This window comes from Streptomyces sp. SGAir0957 (genome assembly GCF_043523415.1).
In genome coordinates this window covers 7,941,869-7,967,701 of sequence record NZ_CP027293.1, presented here as the reverse complement: position 1 = coordinate 7,967,701, position 25,833 = coordinate 7,941,869, and the positions used below count along the sequence as shown (strand labels likewise).

Genomic DNA, 25,833 nt, shown 5'->3' with positions numbered 1-25,833 from the left:
CGACCGTGGGTGCGTCACGCCTCGCCGTTGAGCATGGCGGCGGTCAGGACGTTGCCCGCGACGCCCCAGCCGCCGTCCGGCACCTCGTCGACCAGGACGACGGTGGTGGGGCGGGCGCGTTCGCCGTAGATCTCGGCGTACAGGTCGGTGGTGCGCTCGACGATCTTCTTCTTGTCGTCGGCGGTGAGGGTTCCGGCGGGAACCTTGAAGTGGGCGAAGGGCATGAGTCTCTCCTCGTAGGTCTCTGTGGGCTGTTCGGTGTCCGGCGTACGGATCTCAGACCATGCCGCCGTTGGCCCGCACCACCTGGCCGTTCACCCAGTGGCCCGCCGGGCTGACGAGGAAGGCGACGACCCGGGCGATGTCCTCCGGGGTGCCGAGCCGTTCCAGCGGCGGGACCTTGGCGAGCTGCTCGACCTGTTCGGGCGTCTTGCCCTCCAGGAACAGGTCCGTCGCGGTGGGCCCGGGGGCGACGGTGTTCACGGTGATGTCCCGGCCGCGCAGCTCACGGGCGAGGATCAGCGTGAGCGTCTCCGTGGCCGCCTTGCTCGCGGCGTAGCCGCCGTACGCCGGGAACCGCGTGCCGACCACGGAGGTGGAGAACCCCACGAACGAGCCGCCCTCGCGCAGGCGCCGCGCGGCCTGCTGGGCGATGACGAAGGTGCCGCGGATGTTGGTGCGGTGCATGGCGTCGAGCTGCGCCAGGTCGAGATCGGCGATGGTCGAGAGGATCATCCGCCCGGCGCAGTTCACCACGGCGTCGACGCCGCCGAACTCCCGCTCCGCCTGCTCGAACATGGCGGCGGCCGCGTGTTCGTCGGCGACGTCCGCCTGGACGGCGACGGCGCGTCCGCCCGCGTCGGTGATGGCGGCGACCGTCTCGTCGGCCGCCCCCGCGTCACGCGCGTAGTTCACGATCACGGCGAAGCCCTGCCGGGCCAGTTCGAGGGAGACCGCCCGGCCGATACCGCGTGAGCCGCCGGTGACGACGGCGGCGCGCGCCGGCGCCGAGGGGGTCGTGCTGGTGGAGTCGTTCGTAGTCATGTCTCCACGATGCGCGGCACCGGCGGACGGAGCCAGGGGATGTCATCCCCTGGGTGGACGCCCCGGCCCGGCGCAGAATGGCGGACATGGCTTCTGTGAGACACACCGAGCTGGGAGCGTTCCTGCGCTCGCGGCGCGCACGCATCCGCCCGGCCGACGTGGGCCTCCCCCACGGGCCGCGCCGCCGGGTGCCGGGGCTGCGCCGTGACGAGGTCGCCCAGCTCGCCGGCGCCTCGGTGGACTACTACAACGAGCTGGAACGCGGCGCCGGGTCGCAGCCCTCCGAGCAGATGCTCGCCGCGCTCGCCAGGGCGCTGCGCCTGACGGCCGACGAGCGCGACTACCTGTACCACCTGGCCGACCGCCCCCTGCCCGCGCACGGCGGAGCGGCCTCGCACGTCCATCCCGGGATGCTCGATCTGCTGACCCGGCTGACCGCCCCGGCCCAGGTGATCACGGACCTGCACGTCACCCTCGTACAGAATCCGCTCGCCGTGGCGCTACTCGGGGACCAGTCCGGCTTCCGGGGTGCCCGGGCGAGCTTCGTCCACCGGTGGTTCGTGGAGCCGGAGGCGCGGCGGCTGTACCCGGAGGCCGATCATGAGCGGCAGTCCCGGTCGTTCGTCGCCGATCTGCGGGCCGCGGCCGCCAGGCGGGACGCCAAGGACACCGAGGCGAGTGCGCTGATCGCGGCGCTGCGCGAGGCGTCCGCCGAGTTCGCCGGATTGTGGGCCGCGCACGAGGTGGCCGTCCGGCGTGACGACCGCAAACGGCTCAACCATCCCGCCCTGGGGCTGCTAGAGGTCAACTGCCTCAATCTGTTCAGCGAGGACGGGCGGCAGCGGCTGCTCTGGTTCACCCCCGCCGTCGGCACGGACAGCGCGGACCTTCTCGATCTGCTGGCCGTCGTCGGTACGCAGCAGGTCTCCGGCCCGGCGCGCTGACGGGCGGGGCCCCGATTCGGCGGGCCCGCGATGTGGGGCCGCGGGCCCGCGAGGCTCAGCGCACCTGCCGCAGCGTGTCGGACAGGGCGCGACGGGTGGCGCACTCGCGCCAGTTCGCCACGCAACGGCGGCAATGCGTCGCATGCTCCAGGAGCGCCCGGTACGCCACGTCGACGGACGCGTTCCGCACTGTCATGCCCCTGCGCGGTCCGGGCTCCATCATCTCGGCCATCTCGACTCCATCCGGTCGGCCGTACCCCGGGCCGTACGTGCGGTTGCCGGGGTTCGACTGTCCTTCCCCGCACATGGCAGTGGCAGATGCGCGAACGGCACACGTGTAGACCGCATACGTCGTGACGGTCGCCCTTCCGGGACGACGCGGGCCCTTAGGGCGGCTCGGCCCTTCCGGTGGCTCAGCCCTTCAAGTGCCTCAGCCCTTCCGGTGGCTCAGCCCTTCTCCGCGTGGCAGACGGACGCGTCCTGGCCCGGCAGGACGGCCCGGCTCGGCGCGCGGCCCGAGTCGTGGGCGTCGTAGAGGGTGCGCAGGGCCGCCGCCAGTTGTCGCCGCGTGTCCTCGTCGAGCGGGGCGAGGAACGCCGCCTCGGCCTCGGTGCGGGCGTGGTCGGCGTCGCGCCGGCAGGCGGCGCCGGCCTCGGTGAGCGTCACGACGTTGCGCCGGCGGTCACGGGCGCTGCGGTGGCGCTCGACGAGGCCCTTGGACTCCAGCGCGTCGATGACGGCGACCATCGTGGTGCGGTCCATGCCGATGGCCGACGCCAGCTCGTTCTGCGAGCGCTCCGCGCCGTCCGCCGCGATGACGGAGAGCACGCCCAGCTCCTTGGGGTGCACGTCGTAGGGGGCCAGCGCCTCCCCCATCAGATCGGCCAGGCGCAGATACGCGTGCTTCATCAGGTAGCCGAGCCGTTCGGTGAGCAGGTCGGCCAGTCCGGCGTCGTCCGTCATGCCTGATAGCGTATCCTGTATCTGATAATCAGTACTACTGACGATTCCTGACACGTACGAAGCGCGCACATGTGGGACCCACCCGACCCTGGGTACCCGGACATTTCGGCCGGACATCGACGTCCCGGCACACCGCACCAAGCGGCGCATCGCACTCATCGGATCCATCGCATCTATCGCACACCCCCTCTCCCAGCAAGGAAGCGACGTCCTCGACATGAGCGACTCCATATCCACCGGCGCCACGCGGACGGCGCCGGGCCCGCACTCCTCCGACGCGGCGGAGGCCCCGGACCCCCGGCGCTGGTGGGGCCTGGTCGTCATCGCCCTGGCCCAGCTCATGGTCGTGCTCGACGCGACCATCGTGAACATCGCGCTGCCGTCCGCCCAGACCGACCTCGGCATGTCGGACGGCAACCGGCAGTGGGTCATCACCGCCTACACCCTGGCCTTCGGCGGCCTGCTGCTGCTCGGCGGCCGGGTCGCCGACCTCGTCGGCCGCAAGCGCACCTTCATGATCGGCCTGGTCGGCTTCGCCCTCGCCTCCGCCGTCGGCGGCGCGGCCAACGGCTCCGGCATGCTGTTCGCCGCCCGCGCGGCGCAGGGTGTCTTCGGCGCGCTCCTCGCGCCGTCGGCCCTGTCCCTGATGACGACGACCTTCACCGACCCGCGCGAACGCGGCAAGGCCTTCGGCATCTACGGCGCCCTCGCCGGCGCGGGCGGCGCCGTCGGCCTGCTCCTCGGCGGCATCCTCACCTCGTACCTGAACTGGCGCTGGTGCCTGTACGTCAACATCCCGATCGCGATCGTCGCCGTCATCGGCGCGAAGATCCTGCTGCACGACCGCCCCGGCCACAAGGACGTCCGGCTCGACGTGCCCGGCGTGATCCTCGGCTGCGGCGGTCTGGTCGCCATCGTGTACGGCTTCTCCGAGGCGGAGCCGCGCGGCTGGGGCGACTCGATGGTCGTCTCGCTGCTCATCGGCGGCGTCGTGGCGCTGATCGCGTTCGTCCTGTGGCAGGGCCGCGCGAAGTCGCCGCTGCTGCCGCTGCACATCCTGCGTGACCGCAACCGCGCGGGCTGCTTCCTGACGATGGGCCTCGCCACGATCGGCATGTTCGGCCTGTTCCTGTTCATGACCTACTACCTGCAGGGCATCCTGGGATACTCCCCGGTCAAGACGGGCCTCGCGTTCCTGCCGATGTCCGTGGCGATCATCATCGGCTCGACGCAGATCTCCGCGCGGCTGCTGCCCCGTGTGCAGGCCCGCGCCCTGATGGTGCCGGGCATGCTGCTCGCCGCGTGCGGTCTGCTGATCCTGACCCAGCTCGACGTCGACTCGGCGTACGCGACGCACGTCCTGCCCGCCGAGCTCGTCATGGGCCTCGGCATGGGTCTGACGTTCATGCCGGTCTTCTCCACGGCCACGCACGGTGTGCGGCCGCAGGACGCCGGTGTCACCTCCGCCATGGTGAACACCTCGCAGCAGGTGGGCGGTTCGCTGGGCACGGCCCTGCTGAACACCATCGCCACCTCCGCGACATCGACGTACATCGCGAGCCACCTCACCGACCCGTCGAAGAAGGCGCAGGTCGTCGCGGAAGGTGTGGTCCACGGCTACACCCACGCGATCGGCTACGCGGTCGTCGCGATGCTCCTCGCGGGCTGCGCGGCGGCCCTACTGGTCAACGCGAAGCCGGTTCGCCACGGCGCGCACTGACGCCTGGACCCGGCCTTCCGGAGGGCCCGCGGAACCGAAAGGTTCCGCGGGCTCTTTTCGCGCCCGGTCCGTGCCCGCCGGGATATGAGCCACCTCGTTTTCGATAATGGAAATCATTGTCGTAAGCTGCGTGCACGACCCCGCACCGACCGTCCAGCGGCCGTGCACCGGCCACCGACGCCCGATCCACGAGGAGCCTCCATGCCCCGGCCCACCAAGTCCGCCCTCGCCCGCAAGAACCGGCCGAACCCGCTCGACGTCGCCGGTATCACCCACGTCGACTACAAGGACACCGACCTGCTGCGGAAGTTCATCTCCGACCGCGGCAAGATCCGCAGCCGGCGCGTGACGCGGGTCAGCCGGCAGCAGCAGCGGCAGATCGCCGCGGCCGTCAAGAACGCGCGCGAGATGGCGCTGCTCCCCTACCCCGGCCGCTGAGCCCCTCTCACCCATCCACGGAAGGACCGTCATGGCCGTACCCAAGCGCAAGATGTCCCGCAGCAACACCCGGCACCGCCGGGCCCAGTGGCGGGCGAACACCCCGGTCCTCGTCCCCGTCACCGTCGACGGACACACGTATCTCGTGCCCCAACACCTGAGGAAGGCGTACGAGCGCGGGCTCCTGCGCCCGTAGAGGCGAGGCGTTCGGAGCCGTTGTCCGCGCCCCTTCCCGGATTTGTCCGCGCTCTGTAACAGAGGCATCCCCCGACCTGCGCCTCCCGTCCTCCCACATGGTCACAGGGTGACCGGAGAACGGCGGACAACGGCGTGACAAAGGGGCGGGCATGGCGCAGCACGGCGGCGGGCGGGGCTGGAACAGCAAGATGGTCGGCGCGGCACTCGGGGTGACGTTGCTCGCGACCGGCGCCTCGGTGTGGACCGCGCAGGCCGGTTCCGCCGACGGTCCGCCGCCGAAGGCGAGCGCCCCTGCCGCCCCCGCCGTCAAGCCGGTCGCGGTGACCATCGCGCACGCCTCGGACAAGGGCGAGCGCGGCATCAACCTCACCATCGACGACGGCCCCGACCCGACGTGGACGCCGCAAGTGCTGGACCTTCTGCGGCAGTTCAAGGTGAAGGCCACGTTCTGCATGGTGGGGACGCAGGCGCAGGCCCACCCGGACCTGGTGAAGAGGGTCGTCGCCGAGGGGCACCGGCTGTGCGACCACACGGTGGCGCACAACACCGCCATGGACAAGGCGTCCGAGTCGTACCAGTCGCAGCAGATCCTCGACGCCGAGCGCATGATCACGAAGGCGTCGGGCGGTGTCCGGCCGGTGTACTACCGGGCGCCGGGCGGCGCCTTCACCCCGTACAGCCGCAAGCTGGCCGCCTCGCACGGGATGCGTCCGCTGGGCTGGAACGTGGACACCAAGGACTTCGAGCGGCCGGGTACGGAGGCCATCGTCGCGACCGTGGAGGAGGAGCTGTCCAACGGACCGACGCTCCTCTTCCACGACGCGGGCGGCGACCGCACCCAGACCCTGGAGGCGCTGCGCCGCCTCCTGCCGCACCTCAAGGAGCAGGGCTACACGTTCGGGTTCCCGGTGCGGTGAGGTTGGGCGACCGCCCTGCCCCCGGTCAGTCGCCCAACTGGGCCCGCAGCCCCGGCTGGAGCCTCTCCCCGTGCGCCGCGACCATGGCGTCGCACAGCTGCCAGATGCGTTCGACGGGGAGGGCCGCCGCCGTCGCCGGGTCCGTCATGGCCGCGTGGCGGATGTGGCGCGGCTCGTCCTCCAGAGCGGCCCGGACGACGAGGTCGTTGGCGCTCAGGTAGGTGCGGTTGAGGGCCGCCAGCTGCGGCGGGAGCGCGCCGATGCGGGTGGGCTGGACGCCGGAGGAGTCCACGAGGCAGGGGACCTCGACGACCCCGTGGGCGGGGAGGTTGTCGATGAGGCCGTGGTTGGGCACGTTGCCGTAGACGGTGCGCGGGGTGCCGGTGACGATCGAGTGGATGATCTGCGGGGCGTACTCCATCGTGCCCTCGACCTCCAGCGGCTTGCCCCCGGCGAGCGCCTCGCGGGTGCGCTCGTACTCGGCGACGTTGTCGTCGACGATGCCGAGGTAGGCGCCGATCGGCAGGCGCAGGCGCTCGACCTCGCTGGCGTGGTGCAGGAACCAGGGCACGTATTCGCTGGAGTGCTCGCTGGTCTCGGTCGGGTAGAAGCCGAGGCGCCGATACATGTCGACACGTACCCGGCGCCGCAACTGCTCGTCGGAGGCGATCAGTTCGTCGAGGGTCTCGTAGAGGTTGCGGCCCTCGTGCTCGAAGCGCAGGACCCAGGCCTGGTGGTTGACGCCCGCGGCCCGGTAGGTGATCTCCTCGTAGGGGACCTTCACGAGCTGGGCGAGGTCCCGCATCGTCCAGTAGACCGAGTGGCAGAGGCCGACGACCTTGGTCAGGCCGGTGGCGGCGGTGAGGTACTGGACGTTCATCGCCATCGGGTTGGTGTAGTTGAGCAGCCAGGCGTCCGGGCACACCTCGGCGATGTCCGCGCCGAGTTCCTTCAGGAACGGGAAGGTGCGCAGGGCGCGGAAGATGCCGCCGACGCCGAGCGTGTCGCCGATCGTCTGGCGCAGCCCGTAGCGGGCAGGCACCTCGAAGTCGGTGCGGGTCGCCTCGCCCATGCCGATCTGCACGATGTTGATGACGAAGTCGGCGCCGGTCAGGGCCGCGCGGCGATCGGCGTGCGCGGTGATCGTGGCATCCGCCGCGCCCCGCTCCTCGGCGATGTACTCGGCGGCCACGCGCGCGGTGGTCAGCCGCTCGGGGTCGATGTCGTGCAGGGCGATGTGGGCGCCGGTGAGTTCGGGCAGGGCGAACAGGTCGGCGAGCAGGCCCTGGGTGAAGACGACGCTGCCGGCGCCGACGAAGGCGATCTTGGGGTGGTTCATGAGATGGGTGCTCCGGTGCGGGTGAGGTGGGTGCGGACTACGTCGCGGGCGGGCCGGGCCGGGGTGCCGCCGTGGGCGCGGATCGACGGGGCGGCGCGCTCCTCGTCCCGGGTGCGGACGGCGGTCATCGGGGTCGCGGCCTTCAGGCCGGGCAGGTCGTGTCGGTGCGGCATCACATGTCCTTGCTCCGGTACGGGAAGAGGGGCGGGGGTTCAGCCCTTGAGGCCGCTCGACGTGAGGGAGCGGATGAACGTCTTCTGCGCGAAGAGGAACGCGAGCAGCACCGGCAGGACGGTGATCACGTTGCCCGCCATCACCGCGGACCACCGGGTGTGGTGCGTGCCCTGGAAGGTGGTGAGACCGAGCTGGAGCGTGTACTGGGTGTCGTGGTTGATGGCGATGAGCGGCCAGGACAGGTCGTTCCACGTCGTCAGGAAGGTCAGGACGGCGACGGTGGCGAGCGCGGGGCGGGCCAGCGGCAGCACGATCGACCACAGGACCCGCAGGCGTGCGCAGCCGTCGATCCAGGCGGCCTCCTCCAGTTCGCGCGGCAGGGAGAGGAAGAACTGGCGCAGCAGGAACACCGCGAAGGGGGTGACGAGCGAGGGCACGATGAGCGCCCCGAGCGTGTCGATGAGGCCGAGCCTCTTCATGACCAGGAAGGTCGGGATCATCGTCAGCTGGAACGGCACGGCCATCGTCGCCAGCATCAGCATCATCAGGAGGCGCGACCCCGCGAACCGCATCCGGGCGAAGGCGTAGCCGCCGAGGGCGCCGAAGACGAGGTTCGAGGCGACGGCGACACCGGAGACGATCACCGAGTTGAGCAGCCAGCGCGGGAACATGCCGTTGCTGAGGACGTAGCGGTAGCCGCCGAGGTCGATCCCGTCGGGCAGGAGCGCGGTCGGGAACCGGTTGAACTGGGCGTCGCTCATCACGGAGCTGAGAAGGAGCCACAGCAGCGGGGCCGCGAAGAGCGCGGCGAGCGGGGCGAGCAGCAGGTGCCAGGGGCTGAAGGGGAGGCCGCGGCGCGGGCGGGCGGCGGCGACCGGTTCGCTGACGGGCCGCCGGCCGGTGTGGCGGGGCGGATGCGTCGTCGTGGTCATGAGGCGGCTGCTTCCTTGCGGGAGTGGCGCTCGCGGCCGGCGCGGACGAGGCGCAGGACCACGGCCGGCACGAGCAGCGCCAGGGCGAGGACGTACGCCGCGGCGGCCCCGTATCCGGCGGTGAAGTTCTTGAACGCCTGCTCCCAGATGAAGTGGACGATGACAGTGGTGGAGCCGAGCGGGCCGCCCTTGGTGGTGACGTAGACGAGGTCGAAGACCTGGAGGGCCTGGATCGTCTGCCACAGGAGGAGGAAGACGGTGACGGGGGTGACGACCGGCAAGGTGACGTGGCGCAGCACGTGCCGGTGCTCGGCGCCGTCGAGCCGGGCGGCCTCGATGAGTTCCTGGGGTACGTCCTGAAGGGCGGCCAGATAGATGACGGTGCACAGTCCGGTACCGCTCCACAGGCTGATGACGATCAGTATGTACAGCGCCTGGGAGGGGTCGGTGAGGAACCCTTGCGGGGAGATGCCGAGGCGGTGGAGCACCGAGTTGGCGGCGCCGAACTCGGGGTCGAGCACGAAGGAGAACAGCACGCCCTGCGCCGTCGCGGAGACGACGAACGGGACGAAGAAGAGGGTGCGGTAGACGCCGACGAAACGGATCTTCCGGTTGAGGGCGAGGGCGAGGGCGAGGCCCGCGACGATGGACAGCGGCACGTAAAGGAGCGTGTAGAGCAGGGTGTTGCGCACGGCCTCGTGGAAGTGCGGGTCCCGCACGAGCGCGTCGTAGTTGTCCAGGCCGACCCAGCGGCTGGGGGTGACGAGGTCGTCGGCGCGGAAGGAGAGCAGCAGCGACCACAGGACGGGGACGACGCTGAGGCCGACGATGACCAGGACGGACGGGGAGACGAACGCCCAGGCGGTGGTGGACTCGCGGCGGCGGCGCTTGCGCAGGGCGCGGGGCTCGGACCGGACGGGTGACACGGTCAGCGGAGCGGGAAGTCGTGACATGTCGGGTCCTCAACGCGGGATGAGCAGGGTGGCGTTGGCGTCCTCGGCGCAGGAGCGGATCGCCGCCTGCGGGCTGGAGCGGCCGAGGAGCACGGAGACGGTGGCCTCGCCGAGGGCCTGGGAGATGCTGGGGTAGGCGGGGTGCACCGGGCGGACGCGGGCCGAGGGCAGCGCGTCGGTCCACACCTCCAGACCGTGTGTCCGTTCCGTGTGTGCGCGCCAGACACGTGTGTCCTCGCTGCCCCGGCTCAGCGGCAGGCTGCCCGCCTGCGCGTCCCAGCGGCTGTCCTGGGCGGGGTCGATGAGCCAGCTGACGAAGGTGCGGGCGGCGCGGGTGCGGGCCTCACCGTTGTCGAAAATCGTCCAGGTGTCGGGTCCTGAGATGGTCACGGCCTTGCCGTCGAAGGTGGGGAGCGGCACCACGTGGTAGTCGACCTTCGCCTGCTGGATGTCGGGCAGCTGCCAGGGGCCTGTCGGCACCATGGCCATCCGCCCGGCCAGGAACACCTTGTACATCTGCTCGCTGCCGGGCTTGGGGTCGACGTAGACACTTCTGTCGCGCACCAGTCTCTGGACGACCTCCAGGGCGCGTACGCCTGCGTCGGCGAAGCCGATGTGTCTGCCGTCCTCGGCGATGACGTCGCCGCCGAGCCCCCAGATCAGCGGCCACAGGCGCCACACGGTGTCCTCGTCGCCGGTGCCGGGCCAGCCGGTGCCGAACCGGCCCCGGCCCGCGTCGGTCAGGCGGCGGCACAGATCGGTGAAGTCGTCCCAGCTCCAGCCGGGTTCGGGCAGATCGAGCCCGGCGTCGGCGAACATCGTCTTGTTGCACACCATGGCCAGGCAGTCGACGACCGCGGGCAGCGCGCGGACCCTGTCGTTGATGGTGACCGCCTGTCGGGCGGACGGCCAGTAACTGTTCCAGGGGGTTTTCCGGTCGCGTACGTAGGACGTCAGGTCGACGGCCTGGGGGCTGCGGGCGACGCTGGCCAGGTCCGAGCCGAAGATGAACGCCACGTCCGGGTAGGCGCCCGAGGCGAGCGCGGCGGTGACCTTCTGCAACATGGTGTCGGCCAGGACACCACCGCCCAGGTCGACACGTATTTTCGGGTGTGCGCGATGGAACTCGGCGACCAGCTTTTTGATCACCTTCAGGGCGGTGTCCGTCTGCCCGTGCCACACCTGGATGGTGACCGTGCCGTCGGCCGCCACCCCGTCCGACGCACCGGCGCCGCAGCCGGTGACGGTCGCACCCGCGACCGCCGCGAGCGCGACGGCGGACCCGGTGCGCAGGACGGTACGGCGCGTCGGAGCCACGGGCGCACCGGGTTGTGCAGTCATCACTACCTCCCTGGGAGGAACGGCTGTGCGGGCAGCCGTGAGAAGCCGCGAAGGGGCGGAACGCGGGGCGGGCGCCCCACGGGGGGCCGGGGAACGGAGCGCCCGCCGCGCCGGCTCGGACAGGCTGCTCTCAGCAGGTCCTGCGCAGGTATCCGCTGCTGCCCGCGGGCGACACGTCGAGGTCGCGGCGGACGATGCTCAGCTTGGAGCCCCACTTCGCGCAGGCGTTGTCCATGCCCTTGGCGGAGTACTCGACGACGATGACGTTGTCGCCGTACTCGGCGGTGAAGTCGCCGCACTCGTCGTAGTAGCCGCACTCCTCGACGACGGCGAAGTCGAGTCCGGTCTCCTTGCCCGCGTCCGCCAGTTCACCGGTGTTCTTCTGGGCGACGGCCAGGCCCTTGCCGTGCGCGTGGCTCGCGAGGAGGGAGATGTACGCCTTGGCCTGGGCGCCGGTGAGGTGGTCGGGGAAGCGGGTGAAGGTGTCGTAGTTGTCGGGCTCGACCGCCTTGTAGCCCTTGCTCGCGCACCCGTCGATCCAGCCGTTGACCTTGGCGGCGATGCGCTTGCGCTTGTCGGCGGTGCGGATGTCGAGGACCGCCTCGCCCCAGGAGTCGTCGTAGACGACGTCGCCGTTGCCGTCGCGCAGGAGCAGGTCGGCGTCCCAGCTCGACTCGGCGCCGGGCTGGGCCTGGAAGGCGTTGACGTAGCAGATGTTGTAGAGCCCGGCGGCCGGGGCGGCGCTCCGGTCCCGGCTGACGACCCTCACGCCGGCCGGCGGGGTGTACGCGCCGCCGATCTGGTAGTCGAAACCGGCGTGCGCGGGCGGGAGGGTGACCGCCGCAGCGGAGGCAGCGGCCGGGGCGGCGGAGGCAGCGGAGGTCGTGGAGGGGACGGCGGAGGCCGGGGAGGGGACAGCGAGACCGGCCGCCGCGGCGGCAGCGGCGGCGGCGGTCACGGTCATACATCTGCGCATCACGTGCTTGAGGCTCATCGCAGAGCTCCAGAGATGGAGGGCACGTCCCCGCCTCGGGCGCGCAAGGCCCTGGCGACTCAGTCCGGGCTCCTGGCGAAGGCCAGCTACCGGCTAGGCGTACCTCTGCGCCGAGTGCTCGGCATCGGCTTGCCAGGGAGTAAATCGAGCCGCGAGAGCCCTGTCAATAGCTCGAACATGCTCGGAGCGACACCGTTTCGAGCAGAAACATGCACGTCACCATCAGGAGAGGCTGGGGACACCCGTGCCGACCTCTTCCGCCTCGTCCACGACGTGCGCCAGCAACCCGTAGTACCGGCCGGGGCGGTTCTCGAAGTCCGCGCGGGCGGACAGGCCCGCCTGCCGACGGGCGTCGGGTGCGCGCAGCAGGTCGACGGACGTCTGGGCGAAACGGGCGGGCAGTCCGTCGCCCTCGGCGCGGGCCACGAGGCGCCGCAGGTGGTCGACGGCGTCACGAGCGGTCTCGCGCTGTTCCCGGCCGGCGCGCAGCATGGTGCGGTACGTCGACGCGGGTCGGGCCGCGTCGAGGGCCCGTCCGAGCTCGGCGGCGAGCGACTCCCCTGCGCGGGCGGTCCGGCGGGCTTCGTCGCCCGCGTCCAGGAGGACTTGGAGCGCGGCGAGCAGCGCCACGTTCTGCTCTGTGCCGCAATCGCCTTCGAGGCGCATCGGCAGGGCACCCTCGACGGCCTCGGCGCGGCGCCGGGCGGCGGCATGGAAGTGTGTGGCGGCACACGTGCTCACACCTATGTGTCGCAGTCCGGACTCTCCGGCCTCCAGCACATCGCGCGCGGTGCGGACCCCGGCCGCCTCCAGGTTGCCGAGCGCGTCCCGGTCGGCGGCCGCCCCCTCGGCCAGTTCGGCGACGGGGAGACGGCCCAACTCCTCACCGGTCCGCTCGTGGCGCAGCGCGTCCCATGCCGTGCGCACGGCGTCGCGCGCCTGCGCGTGGTCGTGGGCCACCTGGCCGGCGATCGCATACAACTCCCGTGCACGGGCTACGGTCCTCGGACGCACACCGCTCAAGCGTGCCGCGGCGCGCATGTTCCCCCCGACGAGTCCGGTGGCGATCAGCGCGATGCCGAAGAGAAGGAGCACGTCGGAGGTGGCGTACGGCTCCGCGTCGGCAGGCTCCAGGTGTCCCTTCCGGGGCCCCTCGGTGTACATGAACCCGGTGTCGTAGCCGTCCGCCTGACCGAGGATGTACACCGTCCGCTTGAACGACGGGTCCCGGTCCGGATCGCACCGGTAGGCACCCTCCATACGACGGCCTCCGTCGTGGTACGGGTCCGTCCAGCGCACCGTGCAGCGGCCGTCGTCCTTCTCGCTGATCACGGCGAGATCGACCGCCTTCACGTCGGGATACGACCAGTAGAGATACGCCGACCACCCGAACAGCACGACGCCGAGCGTCAAAACCCAGCGGAACAACGGCCTGTGCCGCATCGTCACTCCCCCCCATCATCTCGGCCGATGCCCGGCCGACCCCGGGTCCATGATCTACCTGGCCCATACATGCACTCAAGCCCGCCGCACTCCCCATCGGCGTCCAATTCCTGACAGCACGGACCACGGGCCGGGAGCGGTCCGTTCAGGTTCTGAAAATAAGTCGTTCCCGGGGTATTGCCGAACAGTTGCCTTGACCCTTAAATCAAACCTCGAACTAAGCCACCACGTCTGCCCGTTGACTGCCCGTGGACCCGTGCCGCTCGCGGCGCGGGTCCCTCACCCACCCCCGCACGGAGTGAAACGCATGAGACACAGATCGATGGGGATCGCGCTCGCCACGGCGGCGGCGCTGCTCACCATCCCCGCCCAAGCCGTGACGGCCGCCCCGGCCGCCGCCGCGGACACGCCGCTCTCCCAGGGCAAGACCGCCACCGCCTCCTCCACGGAGAACGGCGGGACGCTCGCGGCGGCCGCCGTCGACGGTGACCTCGGCACCCGCTGGTCGTCCGCCGCGACCGACAGCCAGTGGCTCCAGGTCGACCTCGGCTCCTCGGCGAGCATCGGCAAGGTCGTCCTCAACTGGGAGGCCGCCTACGCCAAGGACTACAAGATCCAGGTCTCCGACAACGGGAGCACCTGGTCCGACCTGAAGTCCGTCACCGGCTCCGACGGCGGCACCGACACCCTCGACGTCTCCGGCAGCGGCCGCTACGTCCGTATGCAGGGCGTCTCCCGCGCCACCACCTACGGCTACTCGCTCTGGGAGTTCCAGGTGTTCGGCGCCGGCGGCAGCACCCCGCCCGCCGACACCTGCTCGAGCGCGAACGCCGCCCAGGGCCGCACGGCGACGGCCTCCTCCACCGAGAACGGCGGCACCCCCGCCTCCGCCGCGTTCGACGGCAACACCGGCACCCGCTGGTCCAGCGCCGCCTCGGACCCGCAGTGGGTCCAGGTCGACCTCGGCTCCTCGCAGAGCATCTGCAAGGTCGACCTCAACTGGGAGGCCGCGTACGCCAAGGCGTTCAAGATCCAGGCGTCCACGGACGGCCAGAGCTGGACGACCCTGAAGGACGTCACGAACGCCACCGGCGGCACCACCTCCTACGACGTCAGCGGCACCGGTCGCTACCTGCGGATCTACGGGACCACCCGCGCCACCGCCTACGGCTACTCGCTGTGGGAGGTCGCCGTGCACACCGGTTCCGGCGGCTCCGGCGGGCCCATCCAGGGCGGCGGCGACCTCGGCTCGAACGTGATCGTCGTCGACCCGAGCACGCCGAACCTCCAGGCCAAGTTCGACCAGGTCTTCCAGCAGCAGGAGTCGAACCAGTTCGGCTCGCAGCGCTACCAGTTCCTGCTCAAGCCGGGCACGTACAACAACATCAACGCCCAGCTCGGCTTCTACACCTCGATCTCCGGTCTCGGCCTCAACCCCGACGACACGAAGATCAACGGTGATGTCACGGTCGACGCGGGCTGGTTCAACGGCAACGCCACGCAGAACTTCTGGCGCTCCGCCGAGAACCTCTCCCTCAACCCGGTCAACGGCACCGACCGCTGGGCCGTAGCGCAGGCCGCCCCGTTCCGCCGTATGCACGTCACCGGCGGCCTCAACCTCGCGCCGAACGGCTACGGGTGGGCCTCGGGCGGCTACATAGCCGACTCCAAGATCGACGGCACCGTCGGCCCGTACTCGCAGCAGCAGTGGTACACCCGTGACTCGTCGGTCGGCGGCTGGACCAACGGCGTCTGGAACATGACGTTCACCGGCGTGCAGGGCGCCCCGGCGACCAACTTCGACACCGGCCCGTACACCACGCTCGACACCACCCCGATCTCGCGCGAGAAGCCGTTCCTGTACCTGGACGGCAGCGAGTACAAGGTGTTCGTCCCCGCGAAGCGCACCAACGCGCGCGGCGTCTCCTGGCCCGCCAACGCGGGTTCCTCGCTCCCGCTGAGCCAGTTCTACGTCGTCAAGCCCGGTGCGACCGCGGCCACCATCAACCAGGCGCTCGCGCAGGGCCTGAACCTGCTGTTCACGCCCGGCGTCTACCACCTCGACCAGACGATCAACGTGAACCGCGCCAACACGGTCGTCCTCGGCCTGGGTCTCGCGACGATCGTCCCGGACAACGGCATCGACGCCATGCACGTCGCCGACGTCGACGGGGTGAAGCTCGCGGGCTTCCTCATCGACGCGGGCGCCAAGAAGTCCGACACCCTCCTCCAGATCGGCGGGTCCGGCGCGAGCGCCGACCACGCCGCGAACCCGACCTCCATGCAGGACGTGTTCGTGCGGATCGGCGGCGCGGGCCCCGGCCTCGCCACCAACTCCGTGGTCATCAACAGCGACGACGTGATCGTCGACCACACCTGGATCTGGCGCGCCGACCACGGTGAGGGCGTCGGCTGGGAGACCAACCGCGCCGACTACGGACTCGTGGTCAACGGCGACGACGTCCTCACCACCGGCCTGTTCGTGGAGCACTTCAACAAGTACGACGTGCTCTGGAACGGTGAGCGCGGCCGCACGATCTTCTTCCAGAACGAGAAGGCGTACGACGCGCCGAACGCCGCCTCGATCACCCACGACGGCATCGTCGGCTACGCGGCCTACAAGGTCGCCGACAGCGTCAACACCCATGAGGCATGGGGGCTCGGCAGCTACTGCAACTTCACCTCGGACCCGAGCATCGTGCAGCAGCACGGCTTCCAGGTCCCGGTGAAGTCGGGCATCAAGCTGCACAGCATCCAGGTCATCTCGCTCGGCGGCAAGGGCCAGTACGCCCACGTCGTGAACAACACCGGTGCCCCGACCTCGGGCACCAGCACCATCCCGTCGAAGATCACGTCCTTCCCGTAGGCGCGATCCCGATTCGGTGAGAACGCCGCGCGCGGTGTGCTCCGGTCCGCCCTCACAAGGTGGCCTGGATCACACCGCGCGTGTGCGTGGTGACGGAATGCCGCGGGGGCCGTATCGGTTGGCACGCGAGAACGTATTTTATGCGTGTGCACATACTGACTGGTATCCAGGAGGAACGCTCCGTGACTGACACCGCGCCGCCCGCGTCCCGCGCCGCCGAGACCCTGTCCCGACCCCTCGCGCTGAACGGTCTGACCGTCCGCAACCGCATCGCGATGGCGCCGATGACCCGCATGTTCTCCCCCGGCGGTGTGCCCGGCGAGGATGTGCGCTCGTACTACGCGCGCCGCGCCGCCGCCGGTGTGGGCCTGATCGTCACCGAGGGCACCTACGTGGGTCACCCCTCGGCGGGCGAGAGCAGCCGGGTGCCGCGCTTCCACGGCGAGGAGCAGCTGGCCGGCTGGGCGAAGGTCGCCGAGGACGTGCACGCGGCGGGCGGCGCGATCGTGCCGCAGCTGTGGCACATCGGCATGGTGCGCAAGCCGGGCCGCCCGCCCTTCGCGGACGCCCCGCCGGTCGGCCCCTCCGGGCTGCGGACCGACGGCAGCAAGGGCGAGGGCAAGGTGATGACCCAGGCCGACGTGGACGACGTCATCGGCGCGTTCGCGCAGGCCGCCAAGGACGCCGAGCGCATCGGCCTCGACGGTGTCGAGGTGCACGGCGCCCACGGCTACCTGCTCGACCAGTTCCTGTGGGCCGGGACGAACCGCCGCACCGACGCCTACGGCGGCGACCCGGTGGCCCGCACGAAGTTCGCCGCCGAGATCGTCGCCGCGATCCGCGCGAACGTCTCCGCCGACTTCCCCGTCATCTTCCGGTACTCGCAGTGGAAGCAGGACGCCTACGACGCCCGGCTCGCCGAGACCCCGGAGGAGCTGGAGGCGATCCTCACCCCGCTCGCCGCCGCCGGCGTCGACGCCTTCCACGCCTCCACCCGCCGCTACTGGGTCCCGGAGTTCGACGGCAGCGACCTCAACCTCGCGGGCTGGACCAAGAAGCTCACCGGCAAGCCCACCATCACGGTCGGCTCGGTCGGTCTCGACGGCGACTTCATCGCCGCCTTCGCGGGCGAGAACTCCCGCACCAAGGGGATCGACGACCTCCTCGACCGCCTGGAGCGCGACGAGTTCGACATGGTCGCCATCGGCCGCGCCCTGCTCCAGGACCCGGAGTGGGCGGCGAAGGTCCTCGGCGGCCGCTTCGACGAACTGAAGCCGTACGACGTCGCCTCGCTCAAGACGCTGAGCTGATGACGGCGGCGGCCGGTGGGCGACCTGGGTCGCCCACCGGCCGCCGCCTCGACGGGGCCGTCCGCCCCGTCAGAACCGCAGCGCGTACGAGACGCGCCGCCGCAGCGACTTCGCCCGCTGTGCCTCGTGGTACCGCGCGTCCTGCTCCACGACCCGGATCGCCTCGGTCACCTTCACGCCCGCCCGCTCGATCGCCTCGTCCAGCGACATCACCAGCGGCAGGTCGAAGATGTCGACGATCTGCTCGATGCGTTCCCGGACGCTGCCGCGGACCACGTGGTACGGGATCTCCAGCTCCTCCAGGGTCTCGATAAGCAGCTCGTCGGACATCCTCCGGAACGGCTCGGAGACCGGCCGGTGGCCGTCCGCCTTCATCTCGAACTCCACCGGCAGATGCACATAGGCGTCGTAGATCCGCTTGGCCCGCGCCTTGGCGACAGCGCCGTACGCGTCCATGTACTGGCGGTAGAACCGCTTCACCGGCAGCCCGGCGACGTTCTTCACCGTGCGCAGGAGCAGGTTCGCGCCGGGGTTGATGCCGACCCGCATCCGGGCCTCGCCGTAGATCCACTCGTGGATGACGGAGCCGTCGGAGATGAACGCCCCCTCGCCCGCCTCGTTGTGGATGCGCTCCTCCAGGCGGCGCAGGCCGAGCATCGTCAGCTCCATCGCGTTGAGTTCCTGGAGCTGCTTGCCCGGGACGATGTCCATGAGGATCTCCCGCGCGGTCATCGCGTGGGTGCGCGGGATGCCCGTCGCCATGGACAGCGTCTCCGCCGTGGTGCTCTTGCCGCTGGAATAGGTGCCCGAGATCGCCAGGTGGAGGCCTCGCTCCTTCGTGGGGGTGAAGGGGGCGGTGGCCGTGCTGGTGTTGCCCATGATGGGTTCTCTTCCCGTCGTGTGTGGCCCGGCCGCGCCGGGTGTGCATACGTGTGTGGGTGGTGGTGCGGTGCTGTCAGCCGCCGAGGCCCAGGCCGCCGCTGACCGGGAGGACCGCTCCGGTGACGAAGCGGCCCGACTCCCCCGTCAGGTAGCGGACGGCGGCGGCGATGTCGTCCGCCTCGCCCACGCGCCCTAACGGCGTGATGGAGAGCAGGTGCGCGCGCCGTTCGTCGGTGATCTCGCGGCTCATGTCGGTGTCGATGAGGCCCGGCGCCACCACGTTGACCGTGATGTTGCGCGGGCCGAGTTCCCAGGCGAGGGAGCGGGCCATGCCGAGCATCCCGGCCTTCGCGGCCGCGTAGTTGACCTGGCCCGGTGCCCCGTACGCGTAGGTCATCGACGAGATCAGCACGATCCGGCCCCAGCGCGCCCGCATCATGCCGCGCACCGCGCGCCGCACGGTCCGGAAGGCGCCGTGCAGGTTGACGTCGACGACGTCCGTGAAGTCCCGCTCCTCCATACGCAGGACCAGGCCGTCCCGGGTGATGCCCGCGTTGACGACGAGCACTTCGACGGGGCCGTGCGCGGCCTCCGCCTTCGCGAAGGCCGCGTCGATGCTCGCCGGATCGGTCATCTCCGCGGGCACGCCGAGCAGCCCCTCGGGCGGGCCGCTGTCGCGGTGGGTGACGGCGACCCGGTCGCCGTCGGCCGCGAGCGCGGTGGCGACGGCGAGCCCGATCCCGCGATTGCCCCCGGTGACCAGGACCGAGCGTCCCATCATCGCCTCCCCGCGGTGGTGACGGCACCGGTCGGCCGCGGACGGTGGCCGGTGCGCGCCAGGTTGCGCGCGGCGGTCGCGGCGAGCAGCCGGCCGAGCCCGTACCGGCTGAGGTCGTCGGGCATGAGGTCCGGGGACTCGTCGCGGTGCTGTGGCTGCTTCACCGGGCACCTCCGCAGAGCGTCTCCGACGTGCACGGGCGCAGCGCCGCGCCGTCGAACAGGTGGTGCACGGCCGCCGCGAACCGGTCGGCGTTGAGCGTGTGCGGCTGGAGCCTGCGCGCGAAGCGCGGGTTGGGCACCGCCCCGTCCACCGGCTCCTCGGCGAGCAGCGGTGGCAGGAGCGCCTTGGGCGTGCGGGCGAGGACCGCGTCGCTCTCGGCGAGGAAGCGCCGGGCCCGCTCGCGGTGGGCCGGCGGCAGCCAGTCGAGGAACGGCAGCCTGACCTCGACGAGTTCGTCCGTGTCGTGGGCGAGGTTCTCGCAGCGGACGCCCGCCAGTTCGCGCATCAGGCGGCGGGACGCGGCCTGCCACTCCTCGCGCAGCAGGGGTACGCGGCTGCGCGAGTCGTCGAGGAGGACGAGCAGCGGGCGTCCGCTGTCCACATGGGCGCGGACCTGGGCGTGCTGCGCCTCGTCCGGCCACAGTCCCGTCGGTGTCCAGGCCCTTTTTCCGGGTACGGCCGCGGGCTCGTTCCAGAGCATGCGGGCCGGCCCTTCCAGTATGACGAGCACGTCTCCTAATCGGAGCGTGGGTGTAAAACGCATGACGAATTGCCCCCGTTGATTTTTCGTTGCGTTCTCGTGAACGAGCGTCCCGAACAATGCGCCATACAAAGAATGTGAATGTGCTTGTTCCGGGTATGGCGGTCCCGTAGACGAGTACGGACCGGCCATTGTTGCCGTTCGGTGAATACGCCGGAAACGGCGTGTGTTTTTCGGTTACGCGGCGGCGGGCAGGCGGTGGGCCAGCCAGCAGCGGCCGCCGATCCCCGCGAAGTCGTCGACCGCCAGCTCGGCGGTGCGCCAGCGCGCGTCGCCCATGGACAGGATCCGGGTGCCCTCGGTGGACACGGTCGGGACGAAGCTGCGCCCCAGGGGACGCACGGGCGTGCGCGCGCTGATCACGAAGCGCCGCATCCAGAGGGTGTCGCTGTCACCGCGCTCCAGGCCGTCCTGCGCGTAGAGCAGGACCTGGGCGAGCTGGGCCACGCCCACGAGCGCGTCGACCAGGGAGACCGACGGGCCGTAGGCGGCCTCGGCGCCGTGGGCGGGCGCGGCCGCGCCCTGGGCGACGACGCGCTGCAGGACGCGGACGCGCCGGCGCTCCAGGTCGACGCGGACCTGCTCCCCGTACTGGTGGTGCTGTTTGTAGCCGGTGCCGTAGTGGCGCGTTCCCGCAGGTCCGAGGGCCTGTTTCTCGTCGGCGTAGGCGGCGGGGCCAGCAGACCCCGCGCCCTGCTCGTGCACGAGCGTGCAGCGCACCTTGAGCCTTCCGACCCGGCACTCGAACGTGCTGGCCAGCAGGGACTCCTCACCCTCCACCCCGGCTACGTCGACGAGCTCGCCCCGGACGGGAAAGTCCGCGAGCTCCTCGTGCGGGCTGCTGCCGGCGCGTACGTCGGCGTGGCGCAGCCAGACCCGGCGCCGCTGCGCGGGGTCGAGGCCGAAGGAGCGGGCGAGGTGCACCTCCGCCAGATTGGCGGCGAGGACCAGGGCGTCGATGCTGCTCAGGTGCGGGCGCAGATCGCCGCTGCCCGCCTTGCGGGACCAGTCACGCGGGTACGTGAGGGTGCCGCGGGCGGTGACGCGCGCGCCCGGCCGGGCGCTGCCGTCGGTGGTGATGTCCCTGAGCGTCTGGGTGACGCGCTTGTACCCGCTTCCGAAGAAACGGGTGCTGCCGGGTCCGAGGCAGCTGTCGAGAGATCCGTAGAAGAGTTCCGAGCTTTTCTTGCCGTTCTTCTCTATGCAGTTCATTCCCCGTTTAACCTTCCCCCGTGTCAGGGCCGCGCGGCCCTGACAGAAAGACATTAACACGGCAAGCCGTGGGGGAAGCGATTTGCGGGTGGAGGTGTGACTGCCTCCACAGATCAACCCAAAGTAATCCTCAAAAAGGGACTATTCAATTCCTGTTCCGTTTTTGCCGAACGCGGCACCGGCCGAATTGACATGTACGGGGTTCAGTCGCAGGCGATCACACGCGGCCAGCGGTCGGCGAGCAGGTCGCCGAGGAGCGCGCGCAGCCGCTCGCGGTCCTCCGCGGGCACGGCCTCGAGGAACTCCCGCTCCACGGCGTCGACAGCGCTTCCCGCGCGGGCGAGCGCCGTACGGCCGTCGTCGGTGAGCCGCAGGATGTAGCGCCGGCGGTCCGCGGGGTTGCGCCGCCGCTCCACGTGTCCCGCCCGCTCCATCTCGTCGACGAGGGCGACCATGGTGGTGGGATCGAGGTGCAGCAGCTTGCTCAAGTCCTGCTGGGAGAGGGTCAGATCGCTCTCCAGGGCGGCGAGCACGTAGAAGTAGCGCAGCCGCATGCCCTGCTCCGCGAGGGCCCGCTCCGCGTCCTCCATCAGGATCGAGCCGGCCTTGTTGAGCAGGTAGCCCGTTCTGCGGACGAGAGGGAAGTCGAGGCCGGTGGTCTGCGCCGGGGTGGGCGTCGCCTGTGTCATGAGGCCGTTCCCCCTTGTCGTGTGCTGTCGCTGCGTACGAAGTGGTGTCGAGCGTCGTGCCCGCCGAACGTCCGGTGCGCCGATCGTCGGTTCCGCAAAGCGTACTGGCGGTGGCGCCGGGCCTGAAGGCCGGTGCCACCGCCAGTGCATCGCGCCGGAGCCCCTACCGCTCTCCCCCGGCGTGTGCGGTCGCCACAGAGTCGGCCGCGACGGGCGCACCGGCGGCCCCCTCCACCGCCGGGGCGCCTTGCGACGCGTCCTCCGTGGCTACGGCCTCGCCCCTGGCGCTCTCGTGCAGGTCGCGTGTCCGGATGAAGAGGAAGCCGACGAGCGAGCCGACCACGGCGACGGCCGCGCAGACGAACATGACGTCGGTCAGGCCGTCCACGAAGGCGGTGCGGGCCGCCGATTCGAGCGCGGGGGCGAGCGCCGACGGGGCGCGACCGACGGCTTCCGCGCCGCCGCCCGCCGCGACGGCCTCGCCGAACTCGTGCGCGGACGAGCCGAGTTGGCGCCCCGCGTCGGACTGGGCGAACAGGTCGGTGACCCGGCTCTGGAACGCCGCGCCGAAGCCCGCGATGCCGATCGCGACACCGACCTGCTGGAAGGTCTCGTTGATGCCGGAGGCCATGCCCGCCTTGGACGGTTCGACGACGGCGATGGAGAGCGACGCGCGCGGCGGGTTGAAGAGGCCCATGCCGAGGCCGATGCCGAACATGCTGGGCAGCAGCGCCGTCCAGGCGGTGTCGGGACCGGTGAGGGCGACGAGGGCCAGGCCGAGGGCGATGAGCGCGAGGGACGCCCCCATCAGGAGCCGCTGCGGCACCCGCGTGGTCAGCGATCCGGCGATCGCCGCCGCGATGAAGAGGGTGCCGGTCAGCGGCAGGAACCGCAGCCCGGTCTCCCACGGCGAGAACGCGAGCACGTTCTGCACGTACGACACCAGGAGGAAGATCGCCGCCATGGTGGCGGCGGGGCCGAGGAGCGTCACCACCGAGACGCCGTTGAAGGTCCGGTTCCGGAACAACGAGAGCTGCAGCATGGCGCGTTCGCCGAGACGCCGCTCCACGAGGCCGAACACGCTCAGCAGGACGGCGGAGCCCGCGAACATGGCGACGATGGGCGCGCTGCCCCAGCCCTCCGCCTCACCGCGGAGAAGGCCCAGGACGAGCAGGGTCAGCGCGCCGGTGAAGAGCACCTGCCCCCACCAGTCGACGGCCGGGGCCGCCTCGTCGCGCGACTCGCGCATCCGCACGCTGCTGATGGCCAGGGCGAGCAGGCCGACCGGCACGTTCACCAGGAAGATCCAGCGCCAGCTCAGGCCGTCGGTCAGGGCGCCGCCGATGAGCGGCCCGAAGGCGATGGACAGGCCGGCCACACCGCCGAAGATCCCGAACGCCTTGCCGCGGTCCTTGCCCTGGAACTCCTGCCCGATGAGGGCGGGGCCGACGGCGAAGAGCACCGCTCCGCCGAGGCCCTGGATGCCGCGGGAGACGGAGAGCACGACCACGTCGCCCGCGAGGCCGCAGGCGAGTGAGGCCAGGAGGAACACGACGAAGCCCACGTTGAAGACGCGCTTGCGCCCCAGGCGGTCCGCCAGTGATCCGGCCGTCAGGAGGACCGCGGCGAGCCCGAGGGCGTACGCGTCGAGCACCCACTGCAGCGAGGTGAAGCTCGCGTCGAAGGCGTCCCTGATGTCGGGCAGCGCCACATTCACCACCGTCAGGTCGAGCAGCAGCATGAACGTGGCCACGCACACGACGGCCAGGGTCCACCCCCGCCCGCCGGTCGGCGTCGTTCGTCCGGACATCGTTCCCCCGAAATCTTTATGATCCAGAATCTAAATCATCGATATCCCCAACGATCCGAAAAGCTATGAATCCTGCGGAGGCCTGTCAACGGAAGCCGTGCGTCTCGGCCATGATCCGGCCGAAAACGGACGGTCTCGCGCAGGTGTCCACGCGCTCCTGGCGGTCGGGCACAGCGGGGGCGTACGTGACGTCGACGAGAGGATCCGCGCCGCACTAGGGCGCGTCGGGCGGTGCCTTGCCCGGGGGTTCCGGGTCCTCCCCCGCGGCGAGATGCTCCAGGACCTCGGCCAGTTCCGTGCACGCCCGCTGCACCGAGCGGCGGGTCGCGCGCTGCTCGGCGACCAGGGCGGAGAGGAGCAGGGCGGTCAGCGCGGCGGTCCCGTTGAACGCCTGGAGCTTCACCATGATCTCGACGCCGGACAGGCCGGTGAACGCCCCCTTCCGCTGGTTCGCCGCGAACGTCGTGAGGACGGACGCGACCAAGGCGCACAACATGCTCCCGGCCAGCTGGAAACGGAGCGCGGCCCAGACGAGCAGCGGGAAGATGAGGAACAGCAGGCTCATCCGGCTCAGCACCTCCAGCGGTACGACGCTCACGGTGACGAGCGTGAGGCACACCGCCTCCCCCCAGTGCCCTCGCGGGAACTGCCGCACCGATCGCATGAACAGCACGAGCAGGAGCGGAGTGACGAGCAGGACGCCCATCGCGTCGCCGACCCACCACGCCAGCCACACCGTCCAGAACGCCGACACCTCCAGGCCGCCCGTCCACACCTGCGGGGCGATGCCTATCGTGGCGCTGACCAGCATGGCGCCGAGCCCGCCGAGGAAGACCAGGGCGAGCCCGTCCCGCAGGCGTGAGACGTCCAGGCGGAAGCCGACGCGGCGCAGCAGCAGGTAGGAGACGAGCGGTGCCGCCGTGTTGCCCGCCACGGTGACCAGCGTCGTCAGCTGCGGGGTGGTGAGGCTCAGGATGACGAGGAACGAACCCAGGGCGATGCCCGGCCACACGCCCACGCCGAACAGCAGCAGGGCGGCGACCGCGACGCCGGTCGGCGGCCAGACGGGGGTGACGATCACGCCCTCGACGACGAGTTGGCCCAGGAGGCCGAGGCGCCCGGCCACGTAGTAGCAGGCGGCCACGGCCAGTGCCTTCGCGGCCGTCTCCACGGCCGGCCGTGGGGACCACCGGGTAACCAACACAGCAGCCATCAGACACCGGCCGGACCTTCCCGGCCATGTGGACGCCCCCGCCCGTGTCCGCTCAGGTCCCCGGCGGCGCGGCGCCAGGCGGCGCCGACGTCGTGCCCGACGACGAGCACGGCGGCGTCGTCCTCGTGCCCCACCGAGTCCGCCAGCTTCATCACGCCGCCGACCAGGGTGTCCACGCCCAGGCCCGCCGCGGCGGTGACCTCGGCGAGGCGCCGCACCTGGCCGAGCCCGTCGTCGAGGTCCAGGGACGGCCCCTCCACCACGCCGTCCGTCGGCAGGACGAAGACGCCGCCGGTGTCGAGGCGGTGCCGGGTCACCGGGTAGGAGGCGCCGGGCAGCACGCCGAGCGGGGGGCCGCCCTCGCCGTCGTCGATGCCGGAGCGTCCGTCGGCGGTGGCCCAGATGTGCGGGATGTGTCCGGCCCGCGCGGACTCCAGGATGCCGGTGGCCGGGTCGAGGCGCAGGAAGGTGCAGGTGGTGAAGAGATCCGCGTCCAGCGCCAGCAACAGGTCGTTGGTGCGGCTCAGGAGTTCTCCCGGGTCCCCGGTGACGGAGGCCAGGGCGCGCAGGCCCACGCGGACCTGGCCCATGAACGCGGCGGCCCTGATGTTGTGCCCTTGCACGTCCCCGATGGAGAGCCCGATACGGCCGTCGGCCATGGTGAAGGCGTCGTACCAGTCGCCGCCCACGTTCAGGCCCCGGTTGGCGGGCATGTACCCGACGGCGAGCCGCACCCCAGGCGGCTGCGGCAGATCATTGGGCAGCATCCCGCGCTGCAGCGCCACGGCCAGTTCGACCCGGGAGCGCTGCATCTGCGCGAGCTCCCGCGCCCGGGCGGTGAGCGCCCCGAGCTTGGCCAGCAGTTCCTCACCGTCCTCGGCGGACCCGCTGCGGAACATGTTTTCGCCCC

General features: G+C 71.0%; 27 protein-coding genes. 7 read left to right on the top strand and 20 right to left on the bottom strand.

The window, feature by feature from the left end; translation table 11 throughout:
• Positions 1 to 14 precede the first annotated feature (14 nt).
• Together C1N81_RS41495 and C1N81_RS41490 are read right to left on the bottom strand one after the other, a co-directional pair.
• Positions 15 to 224: a 4-oxalocrotonate tautomerase family protein gene (locus tag C1N81_RS41495; protein WP_394436615.1), complete on the bottom strand. Its 210-nt coding sequence runs from the start codon at positions 222 to 224 to the stop codon at positions 15 to 17.
• Between the two features lie 52 nt (positions 225 to 276).
• Positions 277 to 1,044, bottom strand: coding sequence for an SDR family oxidoreductase (locus C1N81_RS41490; protein ID WP_394436614.1), 768 nt, complete (start codon positions 1,042 to 1,044; stop codon positions 277 to 279).
• An 86-nt stretch (positions 1,045 to 1,130) separates the two neighbouring features.
• Here C1N81_RS41490 and C1N81_RS41485 point away from each other — a divergent pair, with 86 nt between their 5' ends.
• On the top strand, positions 1,131 to 1,988 hold the full coding sequence (locus tag C1N81_RS41485; protein ID WP_394436613.1) for an MmyB family transcriptional regulator: 858 nt from the start codon (positions 1,131 to 1,133) through the stop codon (positions 1,986 to 1,988).
• Positions 1,989 to 2,043: 55 nt separating this feature from the next.
• On the opposite strand, the gene C1N81_RS41480 is transcribed toward C1N81_RS41485, so the two are convergent.
• A complete protein-coding gene (locus C1N81_RS41480; RefSeq protein ID WP_394436612.1) occupies positions 2,044 to 2,220 on the bottom strand; it encodes a hypothetical protein in 177 nt (58 codons plus the stop codon).
• 215 nt (positions 2,221 to 2,435) lie between these two features.
• On the bottom strand, positions 2,436 to 2,951 hold the full coding sequence (locus tag C1N81_RS41475) for a MarR family winged helix-turn-helix transcriptional regulator (RefSeq protein WP_394436611.1): 516 nt from the start codon (positions 2,949 to 2,951) through the stop codon (positions 2,436 to 2,438).
• A 217-nt stretch (positions 2,952 to 3,168) separates the two neighbouring features.
• Between C1N81_RS41475 and C1N81_RS41470 the strand changes: the two genes are divergently transcribed.
• The 4 genes from C1N81_RS41470 (at position 3,169) to C1N81_RS41455 (ending at position 6,224) form a co-directional block, all read left to right on the top strand.
• The gene (locus tag C1N81_RS41470) at positions 3,169 to 4,671 is read left to right on the top strand and encodes an MFS transporter (protein WP_394436610.1); all 1,503 of its coding nucleotides are present in this window, start codon (positions 3,169 to 3,171) and stop codon (positions 4,669 to 4,671) included.
• Between the two features lie 201 nt (positions 4,672 to 4,872).
• On the top strand, positions 4,873 to 5,109 hold the full coding sequence (gene rpsR, locus C1N81_RS41465) for a 30S ribosomal protein S18 (protein WP_394436609.1): 237 nt from the start codon (positions 4,873 to 4,875) through the stop codon (positions 5,107 to 5,109).
• A 31-nt stretch (positions 5,110 to 5,140) separates the two neighbouring features.
• Positions 5,141 to 5,305, top strand: coding sequence for a 50S ribosomal protein L32 (gene rpmF / locus C1N81_RS41460; RefSeq protein WP_394436608.1), 165 nt, complete (start codon positions 5,141 to 5,143; stop codon positions 5,303 to 5,305).
• A gap of 151 nt (positions 5,306 to 5,456) precedes the next feature.
• Positions 5,457 to 6,224 (top strand): polysaccharide deacetylase family protein, encoded by a 768-nt coding sequence (locus tag C1N81_RS41455; protein WP_394436607.1) that lies wholly within the window; start codon positions 5,457 to 5,459, stop codon positions 6,222 to 6,224.
• A gap of 25 nt (positions 6,225 to 6,249) precedes the next feature.
• On the opposite strand, the gene C1N81_RS41450 is transcribed toward C1N81_RS41455, so the two are convergent.
• The 7 genes from C1N81_RS41450 to C1N81_RS41420 form a co-directional block, all read right to left on the bottom strand.
• Entirely contained in the window at positions 6,250 to 7,563 is a 1,314-nt protein-coding gene (locus C1N81_RS41450; protein ID WP_394436606.1) for an alpha-glucosidase/alpha-galactosidase, read from the bottom strand.
• Positions 7,560 to 7,736: a hypothetical protein gene (locus C1N81_RS41445; RefSeq protein WP_394436605.1), complete on the bottom strand. Its 177-nt coding sequence runs from the start codon at positions 7,734 to 7,736 to the stop codon at positions 7,560 to 7,562. The genes C1N81_RS41450 and C1N81_RS41445 overlap by 4 nt, the downstream gene beginning before the upstream one ends.
• A 39-nt stretch (positions 7,737 to 7,775) precedes the next feature.
• Positions 7,776 to 8,669, bottom strand: a complete 894-nt coding sequence (locus C1N81_RS41440; protein WP_394436604.1) for a carbohydrate ABC transporter permease — start codon at positions 8,667 to 8,669, stop codon at positions 7,776 to 7,778.
• Positions 8,666 to 9,622 (bottom strand): carbohydrate ABC transporter permease, encoded by a 957-nt coding sequence (locus tag C1N81_RS41435; RefSeq protein WP_394436603.1) that lies wholly within the window; start codon positions 9,620 to 9,622, stop codon positions 8,666 to 8,668. The genes C1N81_RS41440 and C1N81_RS41435 overlap by 4 nt, the downstream gene beginning before the upstream one ends.
• A gap of 9 nt (positions 9,623 to 9,631) precedes the next feature.
• Positions 9,632 to 10,963, bottom strand: a complete 1,332-nt coding sequence (locus tag C1N81_RS41430; RefSeq protein ID WP_394436602.1) for an ABC transporter substrate-binding protein — start codon at positions 10,961 to 10,963, stop codon at positions 9,632 to 9,634.
• 130 nt (positions 10,964 to 11,093) lie between these two features.
• Positions 11,094 to 11,957 carry an endo alpha-1,4 polygalactosaminidase gene (locus tag C1N81_RS41425; protein WP_394436601.1) on the bottom strand — a complete coding sequence of 288 codons (864 nt, stop codon included), beginning with the start codon at positions 11,955 to 11,957 and terminating at the stop codon, positions 11,094 to 11,096.
• 222 nt (positions 11,958 to 12,179) lie between these two features.
• Positions 12,180 to 13,400: a hypothetical protein gene (locus tag C1N81_RS41420; RefSeq protein ID WP_394436600.1), complete on the bottom strand. Its 1,221-nt coding sequence runs from the start codon at positions 13,398 to 13,400 to the stop codon at positions 12,180 to 12,182.
• 307 nt (positions 13,401 to 13,707) lie between these two features.
• Between C1N81_RS41420 and C1N81_RS41415 the strand changes: the two genes are divergently transcribed.
• Together C1N81_RS41415 and C1N81_RS41410 are read left to right on the top strand one after the other, a co-directional pair.
• On the top strand, positions 13,708 to 16,266 hold the full coding sequence (locus C1N81_RS41415) for a discoidin domain-containing protein (RefSeq protein WP_394436599.1): 2,559 nt from the start codon (positions 13,708 to 13,710) through the stop codon (positions 16,264 to 16,266).
• Positions 16,267 to 16,448: 182 nt separating this feature from the next.
• Entirely contained in the window at positions 16,449 to 17,576 is a 1,128-nt protein-coding gene (locus tag C1N81_RS41410) for an NADH:flavin oxidoreductase (RefSeq protein ID WP_394436598.1), read from the top strand.
• A gap of 69 nt (positions 17,577 to 17,645) precedes the next feature.
• Here the strand turns inward: C1N81_RS41410 and C1N81_RS41405 are convergent, their stop codons facing one another.
• The 9 genes from C1N81_RS41405 to C1N81_RS41365 form a co-directional block, all read right to left on the bottom strand.
• Complete coding sequence (locus C1N81_RS41405; protein ID WP_394436597.1) at positions 17,646 to 18,455, bottom strand: AAA family ATPase; 810 nt, start codon at positions 18,453 to 18,455, stop codon at positions 17,646 to 17,648.
• 76 nt (positions 18,456 to 18,531) lie between these two features.
• Positions 18,532 to 19,236 carry a 3-oxoacyl-ACP reductase FabG gene (fabG, locus tag C1N81_RS41400; protein WP_394438553.1) on the bottom strand — a complete coding sequence of 235 codons (705 nt, stop codon included), beginning with the start codon at positions 19,234 to 19,236 and terminating at the stop codon, positions 18,532 to 18,534.
• Entirely contained in the window at positions 19,236 to 19,400 is a 165-nt protein-coding gene (locus C1N81_RS41395; RefSeq protein ID WP_394436596.1) for a hypothetical protein, read from the bottom strand. The genes fabG and C1N81_RS41395 overlap by 1 nt, the downstream gene beginning before the upstream one ends.
• Positions 19,397 to 19,969 carry a hypothetical protein gene (locus C1N81_RS41390; protein ID WP_394436595.1) on the bottom strand — a complete coding sequence of 191 codons (573 nt, stop codon included), beginning with the start codon at positions 19,967 to 19,969 and terminating at the stop codon, positions 19,397 to 19,399. The genes C1N81_RS41395 and C1N81_RS41390 overlap by 4 nt, the downstream gene beginning before the upstream one ends.
• A 207-nt stretch (positions 19,970 to 20,176) precedes the next feature.
• On the bottom strand, positions 20,177 to 21,211 hold the full coding sequence (locus tag C1N81_RS41385; RefSeq protein WP_394436594.1) for an AvrD family protein: 1,035 nt from the start codon (positions 21,209 to 21,211) through the stop codon (positions 20,177 to 20,179).
• Positions 21,212 to 21,414: 203 nt separating this feature from the next.
• Positions 21,415 to 21,900 carry a MarR family winged helix-turn-helix transcriptional regulator gene (locus C1N81_RS41380; protein ID WP_394436593.1) on the bottom strand — a complete coding sequence of 162 codons (486 nt, stop codon included), beginning with the start codon at positions 21,898 to 21,900 and terminating at the stop codon, positions 21,415 to 21,417.
• A 163-nt stretch (positions 21,901 to 22,063) separates the two neighbouring features.
• The gene (locus tag C1N81_RS41375) at positions 22,064 to 23,710 is read right to left on the bottom strand and encodes an MFS transporter (protein WP_394436592.1); all 1,647 of its coding nucleotides are present in this window, start codon (positions 23,708 to 23,710) and stop codon (positions 22,064 to 22,066) included.
• 214 nt (positions 23,711 to 23,924) lie between these two features.
• Positions 23,925 to 24,923 (bottom strand): MASE1 domain-containing protein, encoded by a 999-nt coding sequence (locus tag C1N81_RS41370; RefSeq protein ID WP_394436591.1) that lies wholly within the window; start codon positions 24,921 to 24,923, stop codon positions 23,925 to 23,927.
• Positions 24,923 to 25,822, bottom strand: coding sequence for a PP2C family protein-serine/threonine phosphatase (locus C1N81_RS41365; protein WP_394436590.1), 900 nt, complete (start codon positions 25,820 to 25,822; stop codon positions 24,923 to 24,925). The genes C1N81_RS41370 and C1N81_RS41365 overlap by 1 nt, the downstream gene beginning before the upstream one ends.
• Positions 25,823 to 25,833: the final 11 nt, after the last annotated feature.

Bases quoted from the DNA above. Each gene is read 5' to 3' on its own strand.
- C1N81_RS41490 (WP_394436614.1), bottom strand. From the start codon at position 1,044: ATGACTACGAACGACTCCACCAGCACGACCCCCTCGGCGCCGGCGCGC.
- C1N81_RS41375 (WP_394436592.1), bottom strand. From the start codon at position 23,710: ATGTCCGGACGAACGACGCCGACCGGCGGGCGGGGGTGGACCCTGGCC.
- C1N81_RS41450 (WP_394436606.1), bottom strand. From the start codon at position 7,563: ATGAACCACCCCAAGATCGCCTTCGTCGGCGCCGGCAGCGTCGTCTTC.
- C1N81_RS41485 (WP_394436613.1), top strand. From the start codon at position 1,131: ATGGCTTCTGTGAGACACACCGAGCTGGGAGCGTTCCTGCGCTCGCGG.
- C1N81_RS41475 (WP_394436611.1), bottom strand. From the start codon at position 2,951: ATGACGGACGACGCCGGACTGGCCGACCTGCTCACCGAACGGCTCGGC.
- rpmF (WP_394436608.1), top strand. From the start codon at position 5,141: ATGGCCGTACCCAAGCGCAAGATGTCCCGCAGCAACACCCGGCACCGC.
- rpsR (WP_394436609.1), top strand. From the start codon at position 4,873: ATGCCCCGGCCCACCAAGTCCGCCCTCGCCCGCAAGAACCGGCCGAAC.
- C1N81_RS41365 (WP_394436590.1), bottom strand. From the start codon at position 25,822: ATGTTCCGCAGCGGGTCCGCCGAGGACGGTGAGGAACTGCTGGCCAAG.
- C1N81_RS41420 (WP_394436600.1), bottom strand. From the start codon at position 13,400: ATGCGGCACAGGCCGTTGTTCCGCTGGGTTTTGACGCTCGGCGTCGTG.
- C1N81_RS41480 (WP_394436612.1), bottom strand. From the start codon at position 2,220: ATGGCCGAGATGATGGAGCCCGGACCGCGCAGGGGCATGACAGTGCGG.
- C1N81_RS41415 (WP_394436599.1), top strand. From the start codon at position 13,708: ATGAGACACAGATCGATGGGGATCGCGCTCGCCACGGCGGCGGCGCTG.
- C1N81_RS41435 (WP_394436603.1), bottom strand. From the start codon at position 9,622: ATGTCACGACTTCCCGCTCCGCTGACCGTGTCACCCGTCCGGTCCGAG.
- C1N81_RS41380 (WP_394436593.1), bottom strand. From the start codon at position 21,900: ATGACACAGGCGACGCCCACCCCGGCGCAGACCACCGGCCTCGACTTC.
- C1N81_RS41445 (WP_394436605.1), bottom strand. From the start codon at position 7,736: ATGCCGCACCGACACGACCTGCCCGGCCTGAAGGCCGCGACCCCGATG.
- C1N81_RS41385 (WP_394436594.1), bottom strand. From the start codon at position 21,211: ATGAACTGCATAGAGAAGAACGGCAAGAAAAGCTCGGAACTCTTCTAC.
- C1N81_RS41440 (WP_394436604.1), bottom strand. From the start codon at position 8,669: ATGACCACGACGACGCATCCGCCCCGCCACACCGGCCGGCGGCCCGTC.
- C1N81_RS41405 (WP_394436597.1), bottom strand. From the start codon at position 18,455: ATGGGCAACACCAGCACGGCCACCGCCCCCTTCACCCCCACGAAGGAG.
- C1N81_RS41430 (WP_394436602.1), bottom strand. From the start codon at position 10,963: ATGACTGCACAACCCGGTGCGCCCGTGGCTCCGACGCGCCGTACCGTC.
- C1N81_RS41425 (WP_394436601.1), bottom strand. From the start codon at position 11,957: ATGAGCCTCAAGCACGTGATGCGCAGATGTATGACCGTGACCGCCGCC.
- C1N81_RS41470 (WP_394436610.1), top strand. From the start codon at position 3,169: ATGAGCGACTCCATATCCACCGGCGCCACGCGGACGGCGCCGGGCCCG.
- C1N81_RS41455 (WP_394436607.1), top strand. From the start codon at position 5,457: ATGGCGCAGCACGGCGGCGGGCGGGGCTGGAACAGCAAGATGGTCGGC.
- C1N81_RS41495 (WP_394436615.1), bottom strand. From the start codon at position 224: ATGCCCTTCGCCCACTTCAAGGTTCCCGCCGGAACCCTCACCGCCGAC.
- C1N81_RS41370 (WP_394436591.1), bottom strand. From the start codon at position 24,923: ATGGCTGCTGTGTTGGTTACCCGGTGGTCCCCACGGCCGGCCGTGGAG.
- fabG (WP_394438553.1), bottom strand. From the start codon at position 19,236: ATGGGACGCTCGGTCCTGGTCACCGGGGGCAATCGCGGGATCGGGCTC.